Origin of the sequence: Microcoleus sp. PH2017_34_RAT_O_A, from assembly GCF_020737885.1 — a bacterium.
Lineage (GTDB): Bacteria > Cyanobacteriota > Cyanobacteriia > Cyanobacteriales > Microcoleaceae > Microcoleus.
The window spans coordinates 25,461-49,719 of record NZ_JAEQDD010000077.1; the positions used below are offsets into that span (position 1 = coordinate 25,461).

Annotated in this window: 24 protein-coding genes; 15 read left to right on the plus strand and 9 right to left on the minus strand. The window is 45.5% G+C overall.

What is annotated here, in order from left to right; genetic code table 11:
• Positions 1-113: 113 nt before the first annotated feature.
• Positions 114-908, minus strand: coding sequence for a hypothetical protein (locus JGK11_RS22955; protein WP_293185169.1), 795 nt, complete (start codon positions 906-908; stop codon positions 114-116).
• A 286-nt stretch (positions 909-1,194) separates the two neighbouring features.
• Here JGK11_RS22955 and JGK11_RS22960 point away from each other — a divergent pair, with 286 nt between their 5' ends.
• Complete coding sequence (locus JGK11_RS22960; protein WP_293185168.1) at positions 1,195-1,338, plus strand: hypothetical protein; 144 nt, start codon at positions 1,195-1,197, stop codon at positions 1,336-1,338.
• Positions 1,339-1,417: 79 nt separating this feature from the next.
• Here the strand turns inward: JGK11_RS22960 and JGK11_RS22965 are convergent, their stop codons facing one another.
• The 5 genes from JGK11_RS22965 to JGK11_RS22985 form a co-directional block, all read right to left on the minus strand.
• Entirely contained in the window at positions 1,418-2,140 is a 723-nt protein-coding gene (locus tag JGK11_RS22965; RefSeq protein WP_293185167.1) for a pyridoxine 5'-phosphate synthase, read from the minus strand.
• Between the two features lie 494 nt (positions 2,141-2,634).
• The gene (locus tag JGK11_RS22970; RefSeq protein WP_293213012.1) at positions 2,635-2,988 is read right to left on the minus strand and encodes a hypothetical protein; all 354 of its coding nucleotides are present in this window, start codon (positions 2,986-2,988) and stop codon (positions 2,635-2,637) included.
• 225 nt (positions 2,989-3,213) lie between these two features.
• Entirely contained in the window at positions 3,214-3,438 is a 225-nt protein-coding gene (locus tag JGK11_RS22975) for a nucleotidyltransferase domain-containing protein (protein WP_293213014.1), read from the minus strand.
• Positions 3,435-3,638, minus strand: a complete 204-nt coding sequence (locus tag JGK11_RS22980; RefSeq protein ID WP_293213016.1) for a hypothetical protein — start codon at positions 3,636-3,638, stop codon at positions 3,435-3,437. The genes JGK11_RS22975 and JGK11_RS22980 overlap by 4 nt, the downstream gene beginning before the upstream one ends.
• A 46-nt stretch (positions 3,639-3,684) precedes the next feature.
• Positions 3,685-4,845 carry a transposase gene (locus tag JGK11_RS22985; protein WP_293213018.1) on the minus strand — a complete coding sequence of 387 codons (1,161 nt, stop codon included), beginning with the start codon at positions 4,843-4,845 and terminating at the stop codon, positions 3,685-3,687.
• A 52-nt stretch (positions 4,846-4,897) separates the two neighbouring features.
• Between JGK11_RS22985 and tnpA the strand changes: the two genes are divergently transcribed.
• The 3 genes from tnpA (at position 4,898) to JGK11_RS23000 (ending at position 7,837) form a co-directional block, all read left to right on the plus strand.
• Positions 4,898-5,299 carry an IS200/IS605 family transposase gene (tnpA, locus tag JGK11_RS22990; protein ID WP_293185162.1) on the plus strand — a complete coding sequence of 134 codons (402 nt, stop codon included), beginning with the start codon at positions 4,898-4,900 and terminating at the stop codon, positions 5,297-5,299.
• A 134-nt stretch (positions 5,300-5,433) separates the two neighbouring features.
• On the plus strand, positions 5,434-6,294 hold the full coding sequence (locus tag JGK11_RS22995) for a Tab2/Atab2 family RNA-binding protein (RefSeq protein ID WP_293185160.1): 861 nt from the start codon (positions 5,434-5,436) through the stop codon (positions 6,292-6,294).
• A gap of 247 nt (positions 6,295-6,541) precedes the next feature.
• Positions 6,542-7,837, plus strand: a complete 1,296-nt coding sequence (locus JGK11_RS23000) for a TldD/PmbA family protein (RefSeq protein WP_293185156.1) — start codon at positions 6,542-6,544, stop codon at positions 7,835-7,837.
• Positions 7,838-8,219: 382 nt separating this feature from the next.
• Here JGK11_RS23000 and JGK11_RS23005 read toward each other — a convergent pair whose 3' ends face one another.
• A complete protein-coding gene (locus tag JGK11_RS23005; protein WP_293193387.1) occupies positions 8,220-8,363 on the minus strand; it encodes a hypothetical protein in 144 nt (47 codons plus the stop codon).
• Positions 8,364-8,376: 13 nt separating this feature from the next.
• Here JGK11_RS23005 and JGK11_RS23010 point away from each other — a divergent pair, with 13 nt between their 5' ends.
• The 9 genes from JGK11_RS23010 (at position 8,377) to JGK11_RS23050 (ending at position 19,386) form a co-directional block, all read left to right on the plus strand.
• The gene (locus tag JGK11_RS23010; RefSeq protein ID WP_293193388.1) at positions 8,377-9,333 is read left to right on the plus strand and encodes a GDSL-type esterase/lipase family protein; all 957 of its coding nucleotides are present in this window, start codon (positions 8,377-8,379) and stop codon (positions 9,331-9,333) included.
• Between the two features lie 143 nt (positions 9,334-9,476).
• A complete protein-coding gene (locus JGK11_RS23015; protein ID WP_293198334.1) occupies positions 9,477-10,187 on the plus strand; it encodes a haloacid dehalogenase type II in 711 nt (236 codons plus the stop codon).
• A gap of 54 nt (positions 10,188-10,241) precedes the next feature.
• Positions 10,242-11,018, plus strand: coding sequence for a tetratricopeptide repeat protein (locus JGK11_RS23020; RefSeq protein WP_293213020.1), 777 nt, complete (start codon positions 10,242-10,244; stop codon positions 11,016-11,018).
• A gap of 244 nt (positions 11,019-11,262) precedes the next feature.
• Positions 11,263-12,195 carry a tetratricopeptide repeat protein gene (locus tag JGK11_RS23025; protein ID WP_293213022.1) on the plus strand — a complete coding sequence of 311 codons (933 nt, stop codon included), beginning with the start codon at positions 11,263-11,265 and terminating at the stop codon, positions 12,193-12,195.
• 94 nt (positions 12,196-12,289) lie between these two features.
• The gene (locus JGK11_RS23030; RefSeq protein ID WP_293193390.1) at positions 12,290-13,045 is read left to right on the plus strand and encodes a tetratricopeptide repeat protein; all 756 of its coding nucleotides are present in this window, start codon (positions 12,290-12,292) and stop codon (positions 13,043-13,045) included.
• A 398-nt stretch (positions 13,046-13,443) separates the two neighbouring features.
• Complete coding sequence (locus tag JGK11_RS23035; protein ID WP_293185144.1) at positions 13,444-14,199, plus strand: tetratricopeptide repeat protein; 756 nt, start codon at positions 13,444-13,446, stop codon at positions 14,197-14,199.
• A gap of 353 nt (positions 14,200-14,552) precedes the next feature.
• Complete coding sequence (locus tag JGK11_RS23040) at positions 14,553-17,363, plus strand: chloride channel protein (RefSeq protein WP_293185143.1); 2,811 nt, start codon at positions 14,553-14,555, stop codon at positions 17,361-17,363.
• Positions 17,364-18,019: 656 nt separating this feature from the next.
• A complete protein-coding gene (locus JGK11_RS23045) occupies positions 18,020-19,141 on the plus strand; it encodes a glycosyltransferase family 4 protein (RefSeq protein WP_293185141.1) in 1,122 nt (373 codons plus the stop codon).
• 11 nt (positions 19,142-19,152) lie between these two features.
• Complete coding sequence (locus tag JGK11_RS23050) at positions 19,153-19,386, plus strand: hypothetical protein (RefSeq protein WP_293143588.1); 234 nt, start codon at positions 19,153-19,155, stop codon at positions 19,384-19,386.
• 124 nt (positions 19,387-19,510) lie between these two features.
• Here the strand turns inward: JGK11_RS23050 and JGK11_RS23055 are convergent, their stop codons facing one another.
• Positions 19,511-20,446 carry an exopolyphosphatase gene (locus tag JGK11_RS23055; protein WP_293185139.1) on the minus strand — a complete coding sequence of 312 codons (936 nt, stop codon included), beginning with the start codon at positions 20,444-20,446 and terminating at the stop codon, positions 19,511-19,513.
• Positions 20,447-20,512: 66 nt separating this feature from the next.
• Between JGK11_RS23055 and bioF the strand changes: the two genes are divergently transcribed.
• Positions 20,513-21,685, plus strand: coding sequence for an 8-amino-7-oxononanoate synthase (bioF, locus tag JGK11_RS23060; RefSeq protein ID WP_293185137.1), 1,173 nt, complete (start codon positions 20,513-20,515; stop codon positions 21,683-21,685).
• A 397-nt stretch (positions 21,686-22,082) separates the two neighbouring features.
• Entirely contained in the window at positions 22,083-22,232 is a 150-nt protein-coding gene (locus JGK11_RS23065; protein WP_293143575.1) for a hypothetical protein, read from the plus strand.
• A 339-nt stretch (positions 22,233-22,571) separates the two neighbouring features.
• Here JGK11_RS23065 and JGK11_RS23070 read toward each other — a convergent pair whose 3' ends face one another.
• Positions 22,572-23,939, minus strand: a complete 1,368-nt coding sequence (locus tag JGK11_RS23070; RefSeq protein ID WP_293185135.1) for a TldD/PmbA family protein — start codon at positions 23,937-23,939, stop codon at positions 22,572-22,574.
• Positions 23,940-24,259: the final 320 nt, after the last annotated feature.

Consider the following 24,259-nt stretch of genomic DNA (forward strand, 5'->3'; position numbering starts at 1 on the left):
GTTCTGGGCGGTTGATTTTACGCAAAAAAAAGCTCGCGTTTCGGGCGAGCTTTTGTGGTTGGGCGAGGGAAATTTAGATCGCCATCAAGAATGTTTTTGCTATCTATCTCGATCTATCGCACCGCAACTCTGATCGAGGATTTAACTGGCCTGTTGGCAACTATCAGCACCTTGTAGGTGCCAGACTCGGGGAGTTGAGCAAAAGTTTGACCTTCGCCTTGATCTAGGAGTTGTCCCGATGGAGATTCGATCGCCACATCGAGATTTTTGTTGCTAGCATTCACGGTGATTGTCTGTCCCTGTTTTCCGGGAACTGTCAGGGGCTGGATTTGGTAGCCGGACATTTTGAGCCTAACTGTGGCTTCTGTTTCCCCGTATGCTATGGGAAGTGCGCGATCGGGCCTATAAGTCCACTTGGCGTTAAAGTCGCGTTCGAGTACGAAGGCGCTAGTCTCACCTTTCGGAGTAACTCGCACGCGATAAATGCCGGACTCTGGCAACTGACCTATCCACTGATTGTCACTTTTGTCAACAACTCCCAGATTTTGACCGTTGGGGCTGTACAGTTGGGCTGTCAGTTTTCCCGCCCACAGCGAGAGTGTGAGTTCTCGCCCTTTGACGCCTTCAAAAATATAGGTGGTTGGTTGGCTGATGGTGGCTCGAATTTCCGAGGTTGACATTCGCTCGATCGGCTCTAGCTTCGCAACCGGGGCTGGGGTAACTGATGTTGGCTCGATCGGTTCTTGCTTAGCAACTAGGACAGAAGTAACGGGTGTATTAACAGTTTGTGTAATTTCCGCAGCGGCCATCCGCTCGCTCGGTTCAAATTTGGGGGCTACAGGGCTGGCAAATACGGATTTTGCCGTCATCATGAGTAGCATTCCAGTCAGTAAAATTAGTTTTTTCATGTCGCACTTGGCAGGGGTAAGGAGTTGTATATGGTTACTTGTGTTTGCCTGTTTGCACCGGATTAAGTAGGCGCGATCGCGATCGGCTACAGCAGTATAGAGGATACCTGAATTTCCCGTACTTGCACCAAACCTACTGGTAGCAAATTTACAATGCGGGAGCTAAGTGGTAGCCTCAGTTTGCCGTGACATTTTAATCATACTCCTGACAGCATAGTATCGGTGAAAATATTAGTAATTTGGTCAAGGAAAATTAAAGCTTTTATCGGGGAGTTGGCCCCAAAAAATGCCAACGCCCAAAAAACCCGGTATCTTCGCTCCGGGATTTAGCTTGCTACTAGAAAACCGCTATCACCCGCAGGGGGTGACGGTTTCTACTGTTAGCTGTTGCGGGCGATCGCACAAACTCTATTTTGTAGAGAGCGCTTAGAGGCGAGTAGCGTTTCTCCAGGCGGGTTTAGTTGCGATTTTTGTGCAAAACCGGGCTTTTACAGCGAGGTTTATTTGTACTAGGAACCCGACAGAATCTTTAGGTAAGCTTCTACTGTGTTCGACAAGCCCATTTCTAACGCTTCCGCAATTAAAGCGTGACCGATCGAGACTTCTAGTATATCAGGAATAGAGCAAAACTTAGCTAAATTTTGCAAATTTAAATCGTGTCCGGCATTCACTCCCAAACCTACAGATTGAGCCGCTTTAGCTGCTAAAACATACTGTTGAAAAACAGATTCTACATTCCCTTCACGAAAAGCAGTTGCATAGGGTTCCGTGTACAGCTCTACTCGGTCTGCTCCAACTTCTTTGGCTAGGGGCATGAGAGCAGCATCTGCGTCCATAAACAAGCTGACTCTGATGCCGTTGTCTTTTAATTTTTCAATAATTGGTAAGAGGCGATCGCGATTTTCGGGAATATCCCAACCGCTATCCGAGGTGAGCACGTCTGGAGCGTCTGGCACTAAGGTACACTGAGCCGGTTTGACATCGCAAACTATATCCATAAATGGCGGCTGAAACGGATTTCCTTCGATGTTGAACTCGACGGTTAGCATTTTGGCTAATTCGTAAACATCGGCAGCTTTGATGTGCCTTTCGTCGGGGCGGGGATGGACTGTGACGCCGTGGGCTCCGGCGGCGATTACTGTTTTTGCAGCTTCGGTAACGCTGGGAATGCCGATATTTCTAGAGTTTCTGAGGAGGGCGATTCTGTTGATGTTGACGCTGAGTTTTGTCATGGGATGTTAATATTTAAGGTTGCTGCTACTATATTAATCGCTTTAGGAACGAAATCTTTAGCACTTTAGGTTATAGCGGTTCTCAAAAAGATTCGCGGACGTTGTTGGGCTTGGGCCCTCTAGGTTTAATAGGATATTCTTGCACAAGATTGACAGTATATTGCTACAATCCTAAATTTTATGCCAATTGTTAAAACTTTCATATTACCTTGATAAACTGGTTTTACCGTTTTCGCGATCTGCGTGGCAAATTGCAGTGCCTTGTCGGTCATCTCTGGGTCGAAACGGCAGTCCTGTTTCCCTAATTTTGAGAATTGGTATTAGAGTATAATAGACCTCTTACAAAAATCGGAAAACACCCGGAAATTATCTGCGTTTATCTGTGTTGCATCTGTCTGACATCTGCGGTTGAAGGATCGAAGATATTGTAGGGTGCGTCAGCGAGGAGCCTAATTTTTAGGTGGGGAGCCAGAAGTGGCTGACGCACCCTACTACTAATTTTGAGAATTGGTATTAGAGTATAATTTCGCTTCTGCCTGCGGTAATGTATCTGCAAAAAAAGCCTCGGCTGTTTGCTGTTTTGCTGCTAAATCTTCCAGATTGGCAATGCAGAAAAGCGGTGTGACGCGATCGACTATTGCGGCCGGAAAATCTCGGGTGAAATATTTGAGTTTAAAGTCGTATCTGTGGGGACGGTAGATCGTGCCCAAGAGTTCGATCAAGGGTAAAAGCGTCCAGTTGTGATAGTTGCCGATCGCATCTACTAAATGCCCGCGATATATCTCTTTTTTGACCAGAGGTTGCAGCAAATCAAAAAGAATTTTGATTTCGTTGAATCTGGCTTGCATTTGGGAAAGATGCTTGTTTGTATCCAAATGAGGCGGTACAATTAAATTGGCTTTGTCAAAAGCGATTCCCTACGGGATAGCTTCGCTTCACGGGACTTTCCCGTGTCTCTCGATTTCCAGAAATTCGTTGCGGCTGCTGCGCCGGAAAACGGCAAAATCAATTAGCAAGAACGGTGGGGTTTCTTTGAGCCGCCAAAAGCACTGGGATTGACCGTGCCAAGCAGGTTATTGAACTCGATATTTGAGTTCGATTTCACCAATTTCGGCGATAGTTTTTTCGACAATCTCAAACGCTTGTTCGACACAGTTATCTGCAACCACAACTGCAATATCGAGGTCTGACCATTCGTCTGTGTAGCCGTGGGCTGCTGAACCTCCCTGCCACAAAGCGAGAACAAAATCTAAAGGTTGTAGGGTTGAAACAATCTTGTCGAGAATGATTTGTCTCATGGGATCAAGCTATAGTTTGAGTTTTCCTTGGCTTCGACAAGTTTAACAAATATCGCGGGTTGAGATTGCTGGGGAACTGTTACGATCGCAATTGCTAATGTGTCCGGTTGGGTGCTGCTGCGGAAATTTAGATGGGAAGTGGCGAAGGAGAGCGGTATTTTTGGGGAAAGTGCGATCGCCCGCCAAGTAGGCAGAGGCATAATTAGTTAGTTGAAATACTCCCCGACCGTCGCGGACGGGGATTCTTCACGCTTCACCGACAGATACTACCGAAATAGTTTTACTCCGTCTCGACGTGCATTTAGAGTCGTGGCGATTCCCCATCCCGACTTTATTTATATTCTTGGCGGCATTCTCGTCGCGGTCGTGTGTAGCCCCGCAATTTACGCACTGCACTGACCGCACTTTTAAGTCTAGCTTGCCCCATTTGTATCCACATTCGGAACAAACTTGGCTGGTCGGTTCCCAACGACTAATTACTACAAACTCTCTGCCGTATTTGACCGACTTAGCCTCGCAAAATACTCTGAATTGTCGCCAACCCTGAAGGCTGATTGCCCTAGAAAGTTTGCGGTTTTTCATCATTGCCGACACATTCAAGTCTTCTAAGATGATGGCTTGGTTTTCGCTGACCACTTTAGTCGATAGCTTGTGCAGGAAGTCTTGGCGCGTGTCCGCAATTTTGTTGTGCGTTTTGGCTCTTTTAATCCGAGTCTTTTCCCAGCCTCTGGAGCCTTTTTCTTGTCGGCTCAACTTGCGCTGCAACTTCCTCACTTTGCGGTCAATCTTTGTGTAGATTGGGCTTTCAGCTTTTGTGCCATCACTCATGAACGCGAAGGTTTTTATCCCCAGGTCAATCCCAATGCTTTGGTTTTTAGGATTGATATTGACTGGTTCGATCTCGACCACGAAACTGAGAAAATAACGGTTGGCACAGTCTTTAATTACTGTTACAGAACTAGGTTCAGACGGCAGTTCTCTTGACCAAATTGGATTTACACTCCCAATTTTTGCCAAGTAAACCGTTTCATTGTTAATTGAAAAACCGCCGCGAGTTAGTCTTGCCGATTGCTGATTGGTCTTTTTCTTAAACCTGGGACTGCCTAACTTTTTGCCTTTGGGCTTGCCATTGAGAGAGCTAAAAAAGTTTTTATAAGCAACACCTAAATCGGCGATGGACTGCTGCAATGGTATTGCTGAAACTTCTGACAGCCAGCACCTTTCTTCAGTCTTTTTCGCTTCAGTGATAAGCAATTTCTGCAAATCTCCGTTGCTTGACAATTTGGAGGAAGCCTTGCACAAAGCCAACGCATCGTTCCAAACTACCCGGACGCAGCCGAACAACCGACTTAAGCTTTGTCGTTGCTGGTTTGTTGGGTAGAATCGGTAGCGATATCTGGCTTTCACGTTGAGGTGCTATAGTTGGTCTGTTGCTCAATTATACATCGGTGCGCTCAAGGTGAAAACTCTTCTTCGCAAAGAAAGGCACAGCATTACGGATCTGAAAATTCACTTGGTCTGTGTGACCAAATATCGTAGGTCGGTATTTACTGCCAACAGCCTTGCGGTGATTGAAGCGTCGTTTAGGGATGTGGCTAAGAAGATGAATTTTCAGATTCGAGAGTTTAATGGAGAAAGCGACCACATCCACGCTTTGATCGAGTATCCTCCCAAGCTATCGATTTCTGCTATGGTGAATGCACTCAAGGGCGTTTCTAGCAGGAAATATGGACAAGAGGGGTTTCCAAAGCCTTGCGGGAAAGAAGCTTTATGGAGTCCTAGCTATTTTGCTGCTTCTGTCGGAGGAGCGCCACTGGAAGTCCTCAAACGCTATATCCAGAATCAAGAAAAGCCGTCTTGAAAGACGGGGCTTTAAACCCATTTCTTTGGTAAGCGCGATCGCCCGCAATTGAAAATCAGTCTTAAATTCTCACTCATCAGAAACCTGCCCGATGTCAGGTAACATGAGAAAGGATTAATTTTTAACAGCGCGGCATGGCTACTATTTGGGAACTCGACTTTTACAGCCGTCCAATCCTAGACGAGCGAGAGAAAAAAAAATGGGAAGTGTTGATTTGCGAAAGCCCGCTGAATGTAGGCGACAAGGCAGAATCTCTGTTTCGCTATTCGCAATTCTGCCCCAGTACAACCGTGAATTCCCTGTGGCTGGCTGGTGCAATTAAAGATGCGATCGCCTCTGCACCGAAACCACCCGAAAAAATCCGCTTTTTTCGCCGCCAAATGGCGAACATGATTACCAAAGCCTGCGAGGAATTGGATATTCCCTCAGCCTCCAGCCGCCGCACCCTCGCCCTCAGCCTGTGGCTGGAAGAACGGATGCAAGACGTTTATCCCGCCGAACCGGGTTATCAGCCGGTTGTGAACCCCACCGTTCAATTTGTACCCGAAACGCCCATAGCGCTGCCGGATGCCTTGATCGGCGAAAAATGGTCGTTTGTGAGTTTGCCGATCGCAGCTTTTGACGAAATGTCCGAGTGGGATATTGGATTTGGCGAAGCTTTCGGACTCCCGATGACACGCCTCGCCCCGGAAACACAAATTCCAGGATTAATCATCTACTCATCGAGAGCAACGGCTTTAGCAGGTTGGATGTCGGGTTTGGAATTAGCTTTTCTCAGATATGATAGCGCCCCTATCCCTAGGCTGGTATTAGATACGGGAGCTAACGATCGCTGGATTATAGCTAATCTCAGAGACTCAGCAACTGAGAAAGAAGCGAAAGGATTTGAAGCGGCGAAAAAGCAAGCAAAACAAGTACATTTTTTAGCAATTCAGTCGAATCCACAATCGGAATCTTTTGCAGGATTTTGGCTGCTGCACGAACTAACTAATTAACTAACTAATTAGTCGATCCCTTGGCAATAACCGATCTGGCATCGGTCGCAAAAATTTGGTAATTGGTAATCGGTAATTGGTAATTGGTAATTGGCAATCGGTAATTGGTAATTGGCAATCGGTAATTGCTTCCAATGACAAATGACAACCGACAAATGACAACAGTCAACTACCAACTGCCAACTGCCAACTGTCAACTGTCAACTGCCAACTGTCAACTGTCAACTGTCAACTGTCAACTACAACAATGACCAATCACCAATCAGCAGAACAACTGCTAGAATTAGCCACCAAAGCAGGTGCCGAAGCTGCTGAGGTATTGGAATCGCAATCGCTCTCGCGGCCGGTCTTTTTTGAAGCAAACCGCCTCAAACAGCTAGAAACTGCCCAAGCAGAAGGCATTGCGCTGCGGCTGTGGCGGGACGGGCGGCCGGGTTTGGCGGTGGCCTACGGGCCCGTGGAACCGCAGATTTTGGTCGATCGCGCGATCGCACTTTCGCAACTCAACGAGCCGGAAACCATCGAACTCGGCACCGGTGACAAAGTTGTGTATCCCGATCGCGGAGTGTCAATCCCAGCCGAACAGCTAGTAAACTGGGGAAAAGAAGCGATCGCGATCGTCCGCGAAGCCTATCCCGAAAGCCTCTGCACCGCCGAGCTCGACTGCGAAATCGAAAGCACCCGCTTGCTGAATACCAGAGGCTTGGATTCTAGCCACACCGACACCACCCTCAGCGGTTACTTGTCAGCAGAATTAGTCCGCGGCGAAGATTTCCTCAACATTTGGGATGGCGAAACCGAACGCGGCACCCTCGACTTAACCACCAGCGCCAAGCGCGTTTTGCAGCGTTTGGAATGGGCGAAAGAAAATGTAGCCCCCGCCACGGGCCGCGTGCCGGTACTGTTTACAGCCAAAGCAGCCGATTTGCTGTGGGGGACTGTCTGTGCGGCGTTGAATGGTAAACAGGTACTCGAAGGCGCTTCTCCTTGGAACGATCGATTGGGCCAACAAGTAACATCGCCCCTTGTCACTCTCTCGCAGCAGCCGGATATCGGGCCCTATAGCTGTCCTTTTGATGACGAAGGTACTCCCACTCGGGCGATCGTCTTTATCAACAGCGGAGTATTGCAGCTATTTTATACCGATCGCACCACCGGTCGAGCCTTGGGAAGCGGCACCACCGGCAACGGATTTCGCCCCGGTTTGGGCAGCTATCCAACGCCGAGTTTGTTTAATGTTTTGATTAAACCAGGAGAGCGATCGTTAATTGACTTAATCACTCAATTAGACGACGGCATTGTCATCGATCAAATGCTCGGCGGCAGTGCCGGAATTTCCGGCGATTTTTCAATTAACGTCGATCTCGGCTACAGAGTCAAAAAAGGTCAAATAATCGGCAGAATCAAAGACACCATGGTAGCCGGCAACGTCTACAGCGTCCTCAAACAATTGGTAGAATTAGGAGGAGACTCCGAGTGGAACGGTTCTTGCCACACACCATCTGTAATTGTAGAGGGATTGTCCGTCACCGGCAAAAACTAAATTCATGGGAATTGGGCAAACAGGGCATACGGCATTGGTAATCGATAATGGGTAATCGTTCATAGTTAATAGTTAGTGGTTAGTGGTTAAGCCCAAGTGCATTTAAATTGTGCAGTCAAGTTTGATAAAATGCTTGTGGGTGGGGTGCATCTGGTTTTAACAAATATGTTTGTAGGGGCGAAGCATGACCGCAGTCAATATGGGATTATAACTAATAATTTATATGCGGTCATGCTTCGCCCTCCCCAAAAGTGAGTGAGATGCACCCGTGTGGTGGCTCCCAGAAACCGCCCAAAAAATACAATTAAGATGCCCAACAGCTTAGTAGTTAATAGTTAGTGGTTAGTGGTTAGTGGTTAGTGGTTACTTGTGAGGAGTTTTTCTAATAAAAAATAACCAATTCCCAATTCTCAATTCCCTGTTTGGCCAATCCCTTCGCTCCGCCCAATTCCCAATTATCCATTCCCAATTCCCAATTCCCAATTCCCCATTCCCCATTCCCAATTCCCAATTCCCCATTCCCCATTCCCAGACATAATATGCGTATTTGTTTTATCGGCGACTCTTTTGTCAATGGTACAGGCGACCCCAAATATCTTGGTTGGACAGGACGTGTTTGTGCGGCAGCCAGCGGGCAAAGACAGGATATCACCTACTATAATTTAGGAGTGCGGGGAGAAACCAGTACGGATATAGAAACTCGGTGGTTCAGCGAAATTTCTTGTCGCTTACCTCACTACTGCGACGGCAGAATAGTATTTTCCTTTGGCGTCAACGACACTTATTTTGAAAACGGAAAAACTCGCGTCTTACTTGAAAAGTCAATTGAAAATCTCCGCTATATTCTCAACTCTGCGAAAGAAAGAGTGCCAGTCTTAATGATAGGGCCGCCGCCAGTTATTGATGTCGAGCGCACAATCAGAATAGCCAGTTTATCCGAGCAGTTTTCCCAAGTTTGTAGCGAGTTAAATGTGCCTTATTTAGATATTTGTACCCCGCTGGAAAAATCAGAGATTTGGATCGAAGAACTTACCAACAATGACGGTTCCCATCCTCGGGCTGCTGGTTACAAGGAAGTGGCTAAAATAATTCACAATTGGGAGGCTTGGAAAGATTGGTTTAAAAATATAAACATATCAGATAAAGAGACGGTAACTCTGTTTAGAGCAGTCGGAAAAAAAGAAATGGAATTAATTAAAGAAAGCGATTTTATGGTATTTCCGCCGCGACTGTCTTTCCAGCCTATTTTTTATCCCGTACTTCACAAAGCATATGCCATACAAATTGCACGAGATTGGAATACCAAAGATGCAGCATCGGGATATTTTGGTTATGTAACCAGGTTTAGAGTTTTGGCTGAATTCTTGAATAAATATCCCGTCCAAACAGTCGGCAGTTCGATTCACCAAGAGTATTGGATTCCAGCAGAAGAGTTGGCAGACTTCAATCGCAATATTGTCGGCAAAATTGAAATTTTTGCTGAATATCAACCGTAAAATAGAATCAACAGGACTTACGGATTGCTGCTCAGAAACCGGGTTTTTTCCTAAGAAACTGGTCGATCGCCTTTAATTCCTGTAAAAAATCGGTTTCTATAGGTTGGACTGGCTCAGTCTCGATAAAATAGGAGGAATGACAGATGTTAGATTTTAATCAATTTGAAGTTGTGAGTTTTGACTGCTACGGCACTCTCATAGATTGGGAAAGTGGGATATTACCAGTCTTGAAACAGTTGCTGTCCAACCGCGAAATCGATTTTAGCGATGAGGGAACTTTAGAAATGTTTGCTGAGTTTGAATCGGAACTGGAAAAAGACAAGGGTGAGTATATCAAATATCGGGAAATCCTGCAAGAAATAGTCAGAAAAATTGGTAAAAAATTTAGTTTTGAACCGACAGAAACAGAGTCGGCAACAGAAATTAATTGTTTGGTTGAATCGATAAAAAATTGGCAGCCTTTCCCGGATACAGTTGCAGCTTTGAGAGCGCTCAAGCAAAAATATAAATTGGCGGTAATTTCCAACATTGATGACGATTTGTTTGTTGGTACTGCCAAACATTTAAAAGTTGAATTCGATTGGGTAATTACGGCGGAACAAGTACGATCGTACAAACCGTCAACTCGCAACTTTGAAATGGCGATCGAGAAAATGGGCATACCACCGTCAAAACTCCTGCACGTCGCTCAAAGCCTGTATCACGACATTGTACCAGCCTCATATATGGGAATATCGACAGTTTGGGTAAATCGGAGATACGATCGAACAGGATTTGGTGCGACACTGCCGGCCAGCGCCCAGCCGGATTTAGAAGTGCCGGATTTGACAACGCTGGTGGAGGCGATCGCCTAAATAACCGCAGATGTCAAAATAGTTGCTTGAAATTACCAAAAGGTGGAGATTAGGATGAAGTTTAAAATCTTGACTGGACTGTTGACAGGATTAGTTGTTTCAAAAACCACAGGTTTAGTAAATTGTCAACCGAGTTATGCCGAAAATAAAAGCTTTTCATTGAGAATTCCAATCGACCAAAATTTCAGATTGTTGGCTTCAACGAAGGTGGATTTAGGCGCGCAGGTAGCGAGTGAGGTTTTGACACAAAACCAAACAGCGGAAGAATTTTACAATCAGGCTGTAGAGAAGTACAAACAAGGAGATTATCCGGGTGCTATAGAGTCTTACACTCAAGCGATTAAACTCAACCCCAATTATGCCGAGGCCTATAACGATCGCGGTGTTGTCCGATCGAACTCAGGAGACAAGCAGGGTGCGAAGGCAGATTTTGACCAGGCAATAAAAATTAAGCCCAATGATGCTAATGCCTATATCAATCGAGGCAATCTCCGCGATGAGTCAGGAGACAGACAGGGTGCGATCGCAGATTACGACCAAGCCATCAAAAATAACCCCAACAATGCCACCGCCTATGTCAATCGGGGCAATGTCCGGGATGACTCAGGAGACAGTCAAGGTGCGATCGCCGATTACGAACAAGCCCTGAAAATTAACCCCAACTATGCTTTAGCCTACTACAATCGGGGGATTACTCGATCGAGGTTAAAAGACAAGCAGGGTGCGATCGCAGATCTTCAGAAATCCACAGAATTATTTCAGAAACAAGGCAATAAAGTTCTTTACGAAAAGGCAATAAATATAATTAATAGACTTCAAGAATCACCATAAACCAATACGGTGGACTTAACGCTTTTTGACGAATGTCATCTCAAGATTTTCTAGGCAATACAGGCATTTCTTGAAAGTCAGATTGTTCTTAAGTCAACCGTATTGTACCATAAACAACTAAACTATTGACCGCATCGATCCATGCCAAGATAAAACTTTTGAGGATCAAACTGTCTCGCCCACTACTCAATTTTCAACTTAAACTATGAATTTACTCTGCCGACTACCAGCGACATTAATTGGTGTGACTGCAACTATTTTGATCTCCCAATCCCCGGCAGTTTACGCCAGAGAAGCTAAATCAATCACTGTTAAATCAATTACTGGGCAGATTGATACTTACGATCGAGTGGATTTGTCTGTGCAAGTTGCGAGTGAGCTATCGGCGGCAGGGGAAACAGCGGAGGATTTTTACAATCAGGGTGGACAGAAGTACGACAAAGGAGATTATCAGGGTGCGATAGAAGCTTACAGTCGAGCAATTTCACTCAATCCTAATTATGCTTTTGCCTATAACGATCGCGGTAATGCCCGCTCTGCCTCAGGAGACAACAAGGGTGCGATCGCAGATTACAACGCAGCCCTGAAAATTGACCCCAACTATGCTAATGCCTACTACAACCGAGGGATTGCCCGCTCAGGCTCAGGAGACAACCAAGGTGCGATCGCCGATTTCGACGCAGCCCTGAAAATTAATCCTAAGTATGCCGAAGCCTACGGCAATCGAGGCAATGCCCGCAATAGATTAGGAGACAAGCAAGGTGCGATACAAGATTACAACGAAGTTCTGAAAATTAATCCCAACGATGCCAAAGCCTACTACAACCGCGGGAAAACTCGCTATCAATTGGGAGACAAGCAGGGTGCCCTCGCCGATTACAACCAAGTTCTGAACATTAACCCCAACGATGCTGCGGTATATACCAGTCGGGGTAATGTTCGCGATGAATTAGGAGACCAACAGGGAGCAATCGCCGATTACGAAAAATCCCTGAAAATTAACCCCAACTATGCCTTTGCCTATCTCAACCGTGCTATTACGCGATCGAGCTTAGGAGACAAACAGGGAGAGGTGGCAGACCTTCAGAAAGCCGCCGACTTATTTCAGCAACAAGGAAACAAAGAGATGTACCAAGAGGTACTAAAGATAATTAAAAGAATTCAAGGGACAACATAAAATTTTCCTTAATCTAATATCTGAAAGTCGCTAGAATCGCAGAAACTTTCAGCTTTGACAGTTATAAAACCACACTCAACCATCAACTAAAAGCATGAATTTTAATCGACGACTACCAGCAGCATTAATTGGTTTAACTGCAACTATTATCATCGCCCAGCCGCCCGCAGTTGCAACAAACTCTGCCAAATCAATCAGTGATAGTTATGCTCGAATGGATTTGTCTGTGCGTGTGGCCAGCAAGCCTCTGGGGAACGAGCAAACAGCAGAGGAATTTTATAATCTGGGTGTCAAGAAGTACCGCGAAAAAGATTATCCGGGTGCTATAGAGGCTTACGATCGAGCAATTGCGCTTAATCCTAATTTTGCCAATGCCTATATCGGTCGGGGTAATGCCCGGGATGATTTAGGAAACAGCCAGAGTGCGATCGCCGATTACGACCAAGCCATAAAAATTGACCCCAAAAATGCCTCAGCCTACTTGAACCGGGGTGTTACCCACTTAAGGTTAAAAAACAATCAGGCTGCGATCGCCGATTACAACCAAGCCATAAAAATTGACCCCCAATATGCTGAAGCCTACATCAAGCGGGGTTTTATCCTGTATATCTTAGCAGACAATCAAGCTGCCCTCGCCGATTACAACCAAGCCATAAAAATTGACCCCAATAATGCACCAGCCTACATAGGCCGGGGTGGTGTACGCGCACAATTAGGAGACAAGCAAGAAGCGATCGCAGATCTTCAGAAAGCCGCCGACTTATTTCAGAAACAAGGAGACAATGAGAGTTCTCAAAAGGTGCTAGAGTTAATTAAAAAAATTCAAGGCACACCGTCAAGTCCTCAATAATCTAGAGAGCATCGAACACGCTAACTTGGGTAGTGCGCCCTCTTGAACTCGCACTACCAAAAACAACTTTTTGCAAAAAAGAGTATAAGTAGGAGGGTAGGCAAAGAAAGGTACTACCCCTACAGATTTATCTAAATCATTTATGATTCAATACGCTTGGGTTAGCAATTGTCCGAAGAGAGGAACGAAGCATAAGCCCTAGCCCTTTCAGGGCGGCTTCGCCAACGGGCAGGCACGCGCCAACGCAGAGTCTATTTTTCATATCGTTTTATTGACCGGACGGTCTTAACCCAAGCGTATTGATTTATGATTGCCATATCAAAAATATTTACTGTTTGGTATAACACAGGATTTCTCAGATTTGACAGTTCGGAAAAAATAAATTTTTAACTAAAATTATGAACTTACATCACCGAATACCAGCAACATTAATTGGTTTAACTGCAACTATTTTCATCGCCCACCACCCCGCAGTTGACGCCAGAGAAGCTAAATCGATCGCGGCGGCACAGATTGAGCATTACGATCGAGTGGATTTGTCCGTGCAGCTTGTGAGTGAGGCTGGGGCGCCTGGGATGACGGCGGAGGAATTTTATAATTTGGCTGGACAGAAGTACCACCAAGGAGATTATCAGGGCGCTGTAGAGGCTTGCGATCGAGCAATTAAGCTTAATCCTAATTATGCCAATGCCTATATGGGCAGGGGTATCGCCCGAGCAAAATTAGGAGACAAGCAGGGTGCGAAGGCAGATTTTGACCAAGCCCTGAAAATTGACCCTAATTATGCGTTAGCCTACTACAACCGAGGTTTAGTCCGCGATCAATTGGGAGACAAGCAGGGTGCGATCGCCGATTACGACCAAGCCCTAAAAATTGACCCCAACAATGCTCATGCCTACTATAACCGAGGTGTCACCCGATCGAGCTTAGCAGACAAGCAGGGTGCGATCGCCGATTACGACCAGGCTATAAAAATCAACCCAGACTATGCTGAAGCCTACGCCAACCTTGGTATTGCGCGAGCGATATTAGGAGATAAGCAGGGTGCGATACAAGATTTACAAAAAGCCGCCGACTTATTTCAGAAACAAGCAAGAAAAGATGATTATGAAAAGGCACTAAACCTAATTAAAAGAATTCAAGAAAAATCATAAATTTTTCAACACTTTGTAATCTCAATTAATGTCGCAGCTAATTCATCTTCTTTAATGTGTTGCCACTCTAATTAAATTTGCTTCATTTTGGAACAATGCTTAGGCAAGAACAAAGATATATAAACCCTGCTCTTCCTACTTTGACCATAACTGTTCAACCTCCTGACATCGATGTATTAGACCGTCGTCTTGTAAAATGATTATTTACGAGAACTGCTATAGTATAGAAATCAAAATTATGGCATCGAAAAAATAGTAAATTAGCCATTAATATTTGCTGTATTTCCCCAAACATACCGAATGTTTGCTAAAGTCTAATCGAGCATACAATTCTTAGGTCATCTACCCTATTTATGCCGTACATTACTATCCCTAAACAACTTAGGGAACCTTCCAGCGTCATCGAATCTCAGCTTTTTTTACGCCCCAAACGCCTCGCTATTTTTGAAGCTTGCCTGATCGGTTTAATTTCAGGATTGGCTGGCGTCTTGCTCAAATTAGGAGTCGGATGGCTCGGCAGTTGGCGAGTTGCTACCTCAACGCTAATTCCAGCTTTAATTTTGCTTCCGGCTGTCGGTTTATTAGGCGGGTTTCTAACAGGTTTTTTAGTTGAACGTTTCGCTCCAGAAACTGCTGGTAGTGGCATTCCTCACGTCAAAGCTGCCCTCGCTGGTGTCAATCTTTCTTTGAATTTACGAGTAGCTGTCGTTAAACTTCTGACCACTATTTTAGCAGTTGGTTCCGGTTTAACCCTGGGAAGACAAGGCCCAACCGTCCAAATTGGAGCGTCTTTGGCCGGCTGGATAGGTAACTTGATGCCGACTTCCCCAGACTACCGCCGCCAATTGATTGCTTGCGGTGCAGCGGCGGGACTGGCTGCTGGTTTTAATGCTCCGATTGCAGGGGTTTTGTTTGTAGTTGAAGAACTGCTGCACGATGTTTCTGGCTTGACTTTAGGTACGGCAATTATTGCTTCTTTCATCGGTGCGGTTGTTTCGCAGCTTTTGGGCGGAGATAGTTTAAATCTCAATTTGCGAGAGTATAAAATTAGTTTTTTTCCTCAGGAAATTCCGTTCTATATACTGTTAGGAGTTTTAGCGGGATTGCTGGGAGCTTTGTTCAGCAAAGGGATTATTGCTGGTTTGCACTTCAATCGAAAAACGCTGAAATTAGCCTTACCTTGGCGAATTGCTTGTGCGGGGTTTATCTGTGGTATAGTCATCGCTGCTTTGCCAGAAAATTTTCGCAATAATACTGGTTTGCGCGAGTTTTTGCTAACCGGAGAAGCTAGCGGAACCACCAGTTTAATTGCTTTTATCGCTCACTTTTGTTTGACAATTCTTTCCGCAGCTTCGGGAGCTCCGGGAGGATTGTTTGCACCTTCTTTAGTTCTCGGTTCGGCACTCGGCCATATCGTGGGAATTATCCAAGCACATTGGCTGGGTGTTGGTTTGCCGGTAACTTACGCTTTGGCGGGAATGGGAGCGTTTTTTTGTGCGGTTTCTAGGGCGCCGATTACGGCGGTAGTTATTGTGTTTGAAATTACGGCGGATTTCAAATTGGTGCTACCTTTGATGATCTGTTCTGTAGTTGCTTATTTAGTCGCCGAAAAGGTGGACAGCGGCTCTTTGTACGATCGCCTTTTGGAGTTTAGCGGCATTCATCTCACCAAAGATAAACCTGCGGTTGATGGTTTGAGCGACTTGTACGCAGCTAACGTGATGCAGCGCCGAGTTGAAACTCTTTCGAGTCAACTGACTTTCGATGAAGTGATGCAGGCTTTTTCGCGATCGCACCACCGCGGCTTTCCGGTAGTTGAAAATGGTAAACTGGTCGGAATTATCAGTCAAACCGATTTAGCAAAAGCCAGCGAGCAGAATTTGTCCGGCAAGACACTGCTCAAAGAATTTATGACTGCACAGCCGATCGCAGTCAAAGCCAAGGATACCCTAAGCGAGGTACTGTACAGACTCAATCACTACAATATCAGCCGCTTGCCCGTCATAGAAGGACGGCATCTAGTTGGAATTATTACCCGCAGCGACATAATCCGAGTAGAATCCGATCGCCTCAGCGGAGAAACAACCCAAGGCCCGCATCCAGAACCCTCCTATGTAGTCTATCAAACCCGAGCGCCACAAGTCGGAAACGGCCGCTTATTAGTGCCGCTTTCCAACCCGCAAACAGCACCCGCCTTGCTGCGACTCGCGGCCGCCATTGCGCGCGATCGCAATTATGAATTAGAATGCCTGCAAATCATCATCGTACCGCGCAACAGTTCCCCCTCAGAAAGCGCAGTGCGAACCACAAAAAGCCGCCGCCTGCTGCAACAAGCCGAGCGCATTATCCGCAATTGGAACTTGCCAGTACACACTCAAATTCGGGTAGCTCACGACGTGCCTCACGCGATTTTAGAGACAATTAGGGAGCGTCACATTGACCTAATTTTGATGGGCTGGCAAGGCGAATTATCCACAACTGGACGCATTTTTGGCGATGTGGTCGATACCGTAATTCGGCAAGCAGGCTGCGAAGTAGTTTTAGTTAAATGGAGCGAAAAACTATTAGTAACACGCCAGAAAAATGAGTTTTCAGCCGCTAGCAGCGGGCGGGAATATGCGTCTACAGAATGGCAGTTAAATGCCGCAGGAGTTGATGACGCAGAAAATTCTCAATTTGTGACATCAAATTCATCAGCGACACCAGAGACTGAATTTTCCTCGCCCAATTCCGACATTCGGGCGCCAGAATTGGGATTGCACACACTGATGGGTTTGCAGCGCTGGTTAGTACCAATTCGCGGCAGTTACAAGCAAGCTGCGGCATTGCGGCTGCTACCTGCTTTCGTGGCTGCGAGTGCCTTATCGGAGATTAAATTGTGTCAGGTGCACCAGCCTTCTGTTGCGGAGCCCTCGCGCGCCGAATTAAAGCAAGCTGCGAAGTTTATTCAGGGGCGGGTTAGTTGTGAAGTAATAGTGACTGCGGTTTGCGCTAAGTCGGTGTCGGATGCTTTAATTGATTTGGCTCAAAACGATCAATGTGATGCGATCGTCCTGGGAGCCAGTCGCGAAGGGCTGCTGAAACAGGTGATTCAGGGGAACATCCCGGAAGCTGTGGCGCGCGGATGCGACTGTACAGTCATATTAGTGCGATCGGCATCCTAGCAAAATCATACCATTGGCGATCTTAGATTTTAGTCGTAGCGTGCGTCGCCATCAACAATCCCTAAATCATAACGGTGTTCAAAAAGATGAGGTACGTTGTTGGGCTTCAGCCCCTCTTAGTGTTTATTATATAAGCCGTCAGCCATACCTCATCTTTTTGAGAAAGGCTATATATGCAAAATCATCAAGCGACGCACCTTACACTTTAGCAAAATCCTAAGCTGTACCGCATTTAAATCGTATATTTTGAGATGTGAGTCGTAGGGTGCGTCGCACTCGAACATCCCTAAATTATATCAACAATCTCATGAATCCGCATCTTTCACGTGGAGGCTTGTACAAATGTTTTTATGAATAATTTATACCAATTTTCAACGAAATAACAGTATTCTTGTTCCCCCCCTGATTCATGAGGGGGCTAGGGGGGGTCGAAGAGTGTTGCACAATTTTAGAGAAATGGTATTAATTAATCAACCCTCAATAAACCCCAAGGTGCGCCAGGGCAAAAATCCTGAATTTGTATTGAAAACCTTCTCACCTCAATAAACCCAAGGTGCGTCAGGGCAAAAATCCTGAGTTTGTATTGAAAACCTACTCGCCTGACGCACCCTACAATCAATAACAAATAACCAATAACCAATAACCAATAACTAATTATGGTTCACTTTAACGTCGGCTTTCAAAATTTTAATTCCTTCGCCGACATTACCCTATCGCTGGCGAAAACCCTAGACAAAATGGGGATTTCTATTTCAGTCGAACCCTCAGAAATCGCATCTCACCTCACACGCTATTCCACAGCCGAAGAAAACCACCTCCTAGCCAAGTGGATGAACACCGCACCATCAGATTTATTTCAGCTAAAATGGTCTCATTATTGGAAACCTTTCTTTTTAAAAGAACTCAGCGGACACCTCAACTTAGAATTTTTTGCCATTAATTACGAATTCGCCAGAAATGATGATGAATATGATTACTGGATTTACGATGCTGTCAACAATTCATCCCACATCATAGCCGTCAGTGAATATTCTAAAAACGTTTTAGTCCAAGCTGGATGTCCGACAAAAAAAGTCTCCGTCATACCTCTAGGTTTCAATCCTTTAATTTCGCAACTCTATTCTTCCAGACCTAAAAAAAACCAGAACGATGTAAAATCTATTCTGCACATGACCAATTCTTTTGACTTGTATAGATTTGGCACGGATCTCGCCATCCAAGCATTTTATCAAGAGTTTCAAGATGATGCCAACGTAGAGTTGATCGTCAAAGATGGTGGCAAAAATCCTGATGCCATAACCGAACATATCATAAATATGGAAAGACAATTCGGCAAATTAAAGCCGAAAATAGAGATAAAGCCTAAATTTTTTACTAAAACAGAACTAGCGGATTTATACTTATCAGCAGATGCTTTTTTGGCTCCGTTTCGTGGCGAGGGTTTTGCGATTAAAATTTTGGATGCCTTTGCTGCGGGTTTACCAGTCGCTATGACTGTGTACGGTGGCCCGACGGAGTACGCAAATAGTGCTAACTGTTATCCCATTGCTCACGATCTAATTCCCGTCGGAGAATGTTACGATACTCAGTATCTTAAAATTAGAAATGCTCCTCATTGGGCCGAACCAAATGTTGAGTCTGTTCGCGAACAGTTGCGAAAAATTGTGGAGGATCCCATGCGTTTTCAGGTAGCCCAAAAAGCTCGGGAGACGGCGGATTTATTTAATTGGGAAGCGACAGGCAAAAAATTGTTAAGATTAATGCGAGAGTTGTTTTAGGAGCAGAAATTATGGGACTCGAACGCAAAATGTTTAGGGGAATGTTTTCGCCTAGCGAAGTGGTAAGATTGAAGCAGCCTTGTTTTACTCCTGGGCGATTGTTTGAAGCAGGAAATTATAACGCTGCCGATTTGCCGGATGTGGCTTTTGATATGGGTTTAGTAGATTATTTGCCGCCAGTCAAAGGCAAGAGTGCAGAAAATTTCAACGCCCCGAACCCCCAACCTCAAAACCTTGAGGACTAAACTCCCGCTAGCAGCAAGGACTTGAGTTCTAAACATTCCCTTTTGTAGTAAGGACTTGAATCCTGAAAATTTAAATCATCAAAGACTCAAGTCCTGACTGCCAAAAATATCAAGTTAATTTAATTTAACCCTTTTGCTCAATCTGGGCAATTAACTCTTTCAAAACTTTACTAGCTTTATCATTTTCAATCTGACAAGTTCCCGCATTCCGGTGGCCGCCCCCACCATATTTTAACATTAACTCCCCTATATTAGTTTGAGAAGTTTTGTTGAAGATTGACTTACCAACGGCGAAAACAGTATTTTGTTGCTTCAGTCCCCATAGTGTGTGAATCGAGATATTGCACTCGGGGAACAAAGCGTAAATTACAAAACGATTTCCCGCATAAATCACATCTTCGTTACGCAAATCTAAAACGACTAAATGATCGTAAACTTTGGCGCAGCGCTGTATTTGGTCTTCAAATTTTTGGGATTGCTCGAAGTAAAGGTCTACTCTTTCTTTCACATCAGAAAGCTGCAAGATTTCATCGATGGTATGATTTTTGCAGTAATCAATTAACTCCATCATTAACTGATAATTGGAAACCGTAAATTCTTTAAACCTGCCCAAGCCAGTGCGGGCGTCCATCAAGAAGTTTAACAGCACCCATTCTTCCGGTTGCAAAACCTCTTCTTTGGCAAATTGAGCGGAGTCTGCTTTGTCAACTGCTAGCATCATCGCCTCGGAAATATCAGGAAATTTTGCTCTGCCTCCATAATATTTATACAGCACTCTGGCTGCGGAAGCTGCATAGGGGTCAATGATGTGGTTGATTTTGATTTTTTCATGTCTGAGAGTTTCGCTAAAATGGTGATCGAAAGCTAGATGAACTCCCTCAACATATGGTAAATTGGTGGTAATATCGTTATTTGTTATTTCGATTTTTCCATCCTGCATATCTTTAGGATGCACGAATTTAATCTCGTCTATCATATCGAGTTCTTTGAGTAAAACGGCACAGACAAGACCGTCAAAATCACTGCGGGTGACTAATCTGTATTTTTTAGTGAGTGGCATATGCTTCTCTGATAGGCAGGGACTGATTATAAGACAATATAACTTATTACTCGATCGCTGGACAATATGAATGCAGACCCTTACGCTTGGCTAGAGAAGTCCCTGGACACTGTTCGCCGGGCCGATTGGTATCGATCGCCACAATTGATCGAAAGCTGTCCGGGGCCTGTGGTAAAATTAGCAAGCCGTTGGCTGATTAACTTTGCCAGCAACGATTATCTGGGACTTGCCGGCGATGACAGGTTGATTCAAGCGGCGATGGCTGCAACTAAGGAATTTGGTACGGGTGCGACGGGTTCGAGGTTAGTCAGCGGACACCGCGATTTGCACCGACAGCTAGAACTGGCTATTGCTAATTTAAAACAAACTGAAGACGCTTTAGTATTCAGTTCCGGGTATTTAGCGAATTTAGGGGCGATCGCATCAGTTGTCGGCCAGCGCGATTTGATATTATCTGACAAGTACAATCATTCGAGTCTCAAAAATGGAGCCATACTCAGCCGTGCAACAGCGCTAGAGTACAATCACTGCAATCTTGAGGATTTAAAAGCCAAGCTAGAACAAAATCGTGCTAAATTCCGCAAGTGTTTAATTATTACCGATAGCGTGTTTAGCATGGATGGGGACTTGTGTCCGCTGCCGGAGTTGTTAGCTTTGGGCGAGCAATTTAACTGTATGGTATTAGTAGATGAAGCTCACGCTACAGGAGTTTTCGGTGCTAGCGGTGCCGGTTGTGCAGAACATTTCGGCTGTAAGGGATTGCCGCTAATTCAAGTTGGCACGCTTAGCAAAGCTTTGGGAAGTTTGGGCGGCTACGTTGCGGGCTCCGCTACTTTAATTGATTTTCTCCGCAATCGAGCCGCGAGTTGGATTTATACTACAGCATTGACGCCGGCTGACACGGCGGCTGCTTTGGAAGCTGTGAGAATTGTACAGCAAGAACCAGAGCGCCGAGTTCGGTTGCAACAAAATATTGAAACTTTCAAATATGGGGCGATTACCAATCGCCAATTACCAATTAGCAATTCCCTCTCCCCAATTTTCAGTCTGCTGTTAAAAGATGCAGCCACAGCTTTAGCAGTTAGCAGCCAACTCAAGGAAATGGGTATTTTGGCTGTGGCGATTCGGCCTCCGACTGTCAGTGTCAGTCGCATTCGGATTTCGCTGATGGCAACTCACGAGCTCGCACACCTTCACCATTTGCTAGAGGCGCTGGGGGAAGTTTTCAGTTTTGACTAAGGCACGTACCTTTGCTTTGGCGCTTTTGTCTATATCAAAGAGCGCTGAAGCGCAACTACGTACCTAAGAGCGCCCAAGCGCAACTACGTACCTAAGAGCGCCCAAGCGCAACTACGTACCTAAGAGCGCCCAAGCGCAACTACGTACGCCCAAGCGCAACTATGTACCTTTGATTTGGGAAATTATTTTGTTGGGAAGCGGGAATCTGACCGACGCCTACTATTTAAATTATTGGAAATGTCAAGATATCGCTATTGACTTATGCGATATAGTATACACTATTGTGGTCGATCGGTCAATAACTGTAAACTTTTTGTAAATTTAGATACTTTTTGAAATTTTGCGCTATATTAAAGAAGTAGGAGTTACACCAAATTTAATATAAGGAAAGTTCACCATGAACACAAATCGCCAAAACGTAAAAAAAATCGCTGAAACCCACCGCGCTAACATTCAAAAGCAACTGATGCACCGCATCGAAGTCGCTAGAGCCAGTGGCAATCAAGATTTGGTTCGGGTGCTTGAAGATGAGATGAGACAGCTTTAAGTCGCTGCCACTAAAATTAGCCCGTAGTTTGGTTGAGAGGGTTGCGCGAGAAATGCAGAATTCCCGCAACCTCTACCCGATAATTTTTCAATCCTCTCTTAGTTGGTAGAAAAAAACCCGGTTTCTTCAAGAAACCGGGTTTTTTATTGAACTCTTGGGTTCGCCGATGGGGATAAAAACTGTTGAGTTCAAAACTCAAAATTCAAAACTCAACAGTTTTTATATAGCGGTTCTAAAAAAAGTGAGGTATGCCCTATGCCCTATGCCCTATGCCCTATGCCCTATGCCCTATGCCCTATCCCCATGAGTACCTCATATGAAAGCTCGAAAGGCTATATATTATCTGCCTCCGACTACAACATTTTTGATTCGCAAATGGGGGCCGCCGACGCTGACAGCTAAACCGCTTTGGCCGCCTTTTCCGCAGCCGCCGTAGGCATAAACTGAGTCGTTGCCGATCGACTCTATATCCTTTAAAGTCTGAAATACGTTGCCGCTTAAGGTGACATCACTCACCGGTTCGGCCAATTTGCCGTTGCGAATCATGAAGCCTTCGGCTGCTGCAAAGGTAAACATTTCGCCGTTGGTTTGTCCTCCCAACATCCGTACTGCATAGACTCCTTCCTCAATGTCGCCCACCATTTCATCGAAAGAATGTGCGCCAGATTCGATCGCAGTATTAGTCATCCGCACCAACGGCATAAAAGTAGCGCTCAAAGCCCGAGCATTTCCCGTCGGAGCTTCCCCCATTTTGCCCGCAGTCTCGCGATTGTGCATTCTCGCTGCTAAAACTCCATTTTTAATTAAATGCTTGCACTGAGCAGGCACTCCTTCGTCGTCGTATTTGAGAGTTCCCGGCAATCCCGGCAATGTTGCGTCGTCAATTACGTTCAATTGTTCGATCGCCACAGGCTTGCCCAAAGTCAATAATTCCTGCATTTTCGGGTTTTCGTAAATGCCGTCAGCTTCCGACAAATGGCCGAAAGCTTCGTGAATAAATACCCCCGACAAATAAGGGTCTAAAATCACTGGATACTGGCCGCCTTTGACCGGTTTTGCTTCTAATTGGCCCACAGCTCGCACCGCCGCGCTCTTAACACGATCTTCAATATTTGTCAAGACATTGTAATCCGATCGCGAATGAATCGATTCAAACCCTTGACGGACGACACCGCCTTCCCCGCGGGCGATCGCCCCGAAGCGCCCCGTCACGTCCAAACGCTCTTGAGCAATGCAAGTGCCTTGAGAATTCACAAAATAAGTAATCCCGAATCGATCGCTGTAACCGGCCATTGTCGTCTGAATTCGCGGGTCGAAATCTAACAGCAATTGGTTGTAAGATTCGAGCAACTTGCGTTTTTCTGCTAGAGTAATCGATCGCGGATCGCGACCGAATTCCACCGCTACATAATCTTGAATCGGAGTGACATCTGCTAGTACAGTTTTTTCGCTACCTACCAAACGAGACTGCACGACAGCTTCTTCAATCCGGGCTTTTAATTCAGCCAAACCGTTAAATGTTACAAAACTCCAGCCGCCTTTGTGACAGGCGCGGATGCCGCCGGCTAGACTGAAACTGCGGTTGACTGCATCTAACTGAGGGCCGCGAAAACTAATGGCTGTTGACTCGCTTTGTTCGAGGCGAACTTCTAGATAATCTACTCGATCGCGGTAAGGTGCGATCGCTTCCATCAACTGTTCCTGCATCAAATTGCCCCTATGAATTATTTGCGCCCAGCGCTGACAAAAATTATTGCTAACCTTATTTTAGCCAACAAATCCCGTGTTTCGGGTGCGCGAGTCTGGAGAGTGGGAGAGGGGGAGAGGGAATTGGTGTCAACAAACACGTCAAATGTAATTCCAGTCTTCTGTCTGATGATTAATGCCAGATCCCCCCTAACCCCCCTTAGGTCGGGGGGGACAAGAAGCACTCAAAGTCCCCCTTCTTAAGGGGGATTTAGGGGGATCTGGCTTCGGCTGCGAACGAAAAATACAAAAGTTTTTGACCTTAAGTTGACACCAATGGG